2 protein-coding genes and 1 tRNA gene are annotated in these 3040 nt (G+C 67.1%); 1 reads left to right on the plus strand and 2 read right to left on the minus strand.

The genetic code is table 11. The features are described from left to right. Positions 1-47 precede the first annotated feature (47 nt). A complete protein-coding gene (locus ACFQ36_RS21620; RefSeq protein WP_377017436.1) occupies positions 48-1892 on the minus strand; it encodes a phosphoenolpyruvate carboxykinase (GTP) in 1845 nt (614 codons plus the stop codon). Positions 1893-2255: 363 nt separating this feature from the next. Between ACFQ36_RS21620 and ACFQ36_RS21625 the strand changes: the two genes are divergently transcribed. Then, positions 2256-2329 (plus strand) — tRNA-Arg (locus ACFQ36_RS21625). A 52-nt stretch (positions 2330-2381) separates the two neighbouring features. Here the strand turns inward: ACFQ36_RS21625 and ACFQ36_RS21630 are convergent. Further along, positions 2382-3040 (minus strand): type II secretion system F family protein (locus ACFQ36_RS21630; RefSeq protein WP_377017438.1); only part of this gene is annotated, 659 nt, incomplete at its 5' end.

The following is a 3040-nucleotide window of genomic DNA, read 5'->3' on the forward strand; positions in this document are numbered from 1 at the left end:
GGTCCCGGCCGTGCGGCGGGGACCCCTCCCTGCGATGGCTGCGCCGTTTAGGCCTCTGCGAAGCGCTTCTTCAGGTCGGCCAGCTGGTCGGCCAGCTCATCCGGCAGCGAGTCGCCGAAGCGGGCGAACCACTCCTCGATGCCCTTGAGCTCCTCGACCCACTCGGCCGGATCCACCTTGACGGCCTCCTCGACATTGGCCGGGGTCATGTCCAGGCCGGTCAGGTCGATCGAGTCGCCGGTCGGAATGTAGCCGATCGGGGTCTCCACCGCGTCGGCCTTGCCCTCGATGCGCTCGACCGCCCACTTGAGGACACGGGAGTTGTCCCCGAAGCCCGGCCAGGCGAAGCCGCCGTCGGCCGTGCGGCGGAACCAGTTGACCAGGAAGATCTGGGGCAGCCGGTCCTGGTTGGCCTTGCCGGAGAGGGTGATCCAGTGCTTGAGGTAGTCGCCGGCGTCGTAGCCGATGAACGGCAGCATCGCCATCGGATCGCGGCGCACCACGCCGACGGCGCCGGTGGCCGCGGCGGTGGTCTCCGAGGACAGCGTGGCGCCCATGAAGATGCCGTTGGTCCAGTCCCGGGCCTGGGTGACCAAAGGGATGGTGGTCTTGCGGCGGCCGCCGAAGAGGATGGCGTTGATCTCCACGCCCTCCGGATCGTGGTACTCGGGGGCGAGCATGTCGATCTGGGTGATCGGGGTGCAGAAGCGCGAGTTCGGGTGGGCGGCGGGACGGCCGGAATCCGGGGTCCAGTCGTTGCCCTGCCAGTCGGTCAGGTGCTCCGGGGTCTCCTCGGTCATGCCCTCCCACCAGACGCCGCCGTCATCGGTCAGGGCCACGTTGGTGAAGATGGAGTTGCCCTTGGCGATGGCCTGCATGGCGTTGGGGTTGGTGCCCCAGCCGGTGCCCGGTGCCACACCGAACAGGCCGAACTCCGGGTTCACCCCGCGCAGTTCGCCCTCCTTGCCGAAGCGCATCCAGTTGATGTCGTCGCCCAGGGTCTCGGCCTTCCAGCCTTCGACGGTCGGGTCCAGCAGCGCGAGGTTGGTCTTGCCGCAGGCCGACGGGAACGCGGCGGCAATGTGGTAGACCTTGTTCTCCGGGCTGGTGAGCTTGAGGATGAGCATGTGCTCGGCCAGCCAGCCCTCGTCGCGGGCCATCACCGAGGCGATGCGCAGCGAGTAGCACTTCTTGCCCAGCAGCGCGTTGCCGCCGTAGCCGGAGCCGTAGGAGTAGATGGAGCGCTCCTCGGGGAAGTGCACGATCCACTTCTCGTCGTTGCACGGCCACGGCACGTCGGCCTGGCCCGGCTCCAGCGGGGCGCCCACGGAGTGCAGGGCCGGGACAAAGAACGCGTCGGTCTGCTCCATCCTGCGCAGCACGTCCGAACCGATGCGCGCCATGATGCGCATCGAGGCGACCACGTAGGCGCTGTCGGTGATTTCGACGCCGAACTTCGGGTCCTCGGCGTCCAGGTGGCCCATCACGAACGGAATCACGTACATGGTGCGCCCGCGCATGCTGCCGTTGAAGCGGTCCTTGAGGATGGCCTTCATCTCGCCCGGGTCCATCCAGTTGTTGGTGAAGCCGGCGTCGCGCTTGGATTGGGAGCAGATGAACGTGCGGTCCTCGACCCGGGCCACATCCTTGGGATCGGAGAAGCCGGCGAAGGAGTTCGGAAACAGCTCGGGGTTCAGCCGGCGCAGCGTGCCGGCCTCCACCAGCTCGCCGGTGAGCCGCGCGTATTCTTCCTCCGACCCGTCGACCCAATAGACAGAGTCGGGCTGGGTCAGCTCGGCAACCTCGGAAACCCAGGCACGCAGCTTCGGATGGGTGGTCGGTGCCTCCATAAGTGCCCCCTCAAGGACGGTTTGACGCGCGGTATCGCCCATGACTCTCCCCTTCGTTAGGTCAGTGGTGTCTAACGATGGTAGGGGTAGGCGGGTAGACCGGATTGCGGCCGAATTGCCTCCCGGCGGATCTTGGGCGCTCCTTCCCGCTCGGCATTCCGCGGTTTTCCGGGATATTCAGCAATAGTTTCAAAAAACGACAGCGAAATTATGTGACCAAGGTCACGTAGACCGGTCTAGTCTATCCGGTCCGCCCGCGGCCTTCAACACGCGGGGCCGACGGCCCGGCCGGCCCCGTCCCGCCTGCCGGTACAGCCGCGGAAATCCAGGGAACCAGGGGGCCGATCCGGCCGATTTGGAAACTCCGGCCAACCACGCTAGAGTTATATCCGGCCGCGAGGCCAAGCGCCCATAGCTCAGCTGGATAGAGCGTCTGTCTACGGAACAGAAGGTCAGGGGTTCGAATCCCTTTGGGCGCACGGATGAAAGCCCCCGCTTCGGCGGGGGCTTTCGCGTTTCCGGGCAGGAGCGTCAGGAGAAGGACGCCGCGATGCTCAGGACCGTCGGTCCCAGCACGGCGATGAACAGCACCGGCAGGATGCAAAACATCAGGGGGAAAAGGACTTTCACCGGTAGCTGCATGGCCTTTTCCTCGGCGCGCTGACGGCGTTTGAGCCGCATTTCCTGCGCCTGGGTGCGCAGGACCGCACTGATGGAGATCCCGTATGCGTCGGCCTGGATGACCGACCGGATGAACCCTCGCAGGTCCGGGACCGAGGTGCGTTCCCCCAGCGCCCGGTAGGCGTTTTTGCGCGACAACCCGACACGCATGTCCTGCAGCGTGCGGACCAGCTCCTCGGCCAGCGGCCCCTTTCCGTTCTCGCCGGCGCGGGCCATGGCCGCGTCGAAGCCCAGTCCGGCCTCCACCGCAATCATCATCTGGTCCAGGGTGTCAGGCAGCTCCAGTCTGATGGCCGCCTGCCGCTCCTGCCCGCGGCTGTACAGCAGCAGGTCGGGCACGAAATAGGCGACGCCGGTGACCGCGATGACCAGCATGGCCAGCGGCCCGCTCGGCCGGCCGGACAGCAGGACCAGGCCAAGCACCAGGCACGCACCGGCCAGCAGCGGCTTCAGGGCCAGCACCCGCGGCAGGGGCCACGCCGGCGGCCGCCCTGCCAGGGCGTGCCAGC

Origin of the sequence: Arthrobacter sp. GCM10027362 (assembly GCF_042679445.1) — a bacterium.
GTDB lineage: Bacteria > Actinomycetota > Actinomycetes > Actinomycetales > Micrococcaceae > Crystallibacter.

Coding starts and splice junctions, on each gene's coding strand:
- ACFQ36_RS21620 (WP_377017436.1), bottom strand. CDS start 1,892: ATGGGCGATACCGCGCGTCAAACCGTCCTTGAGGGGGCACTTATGGAG.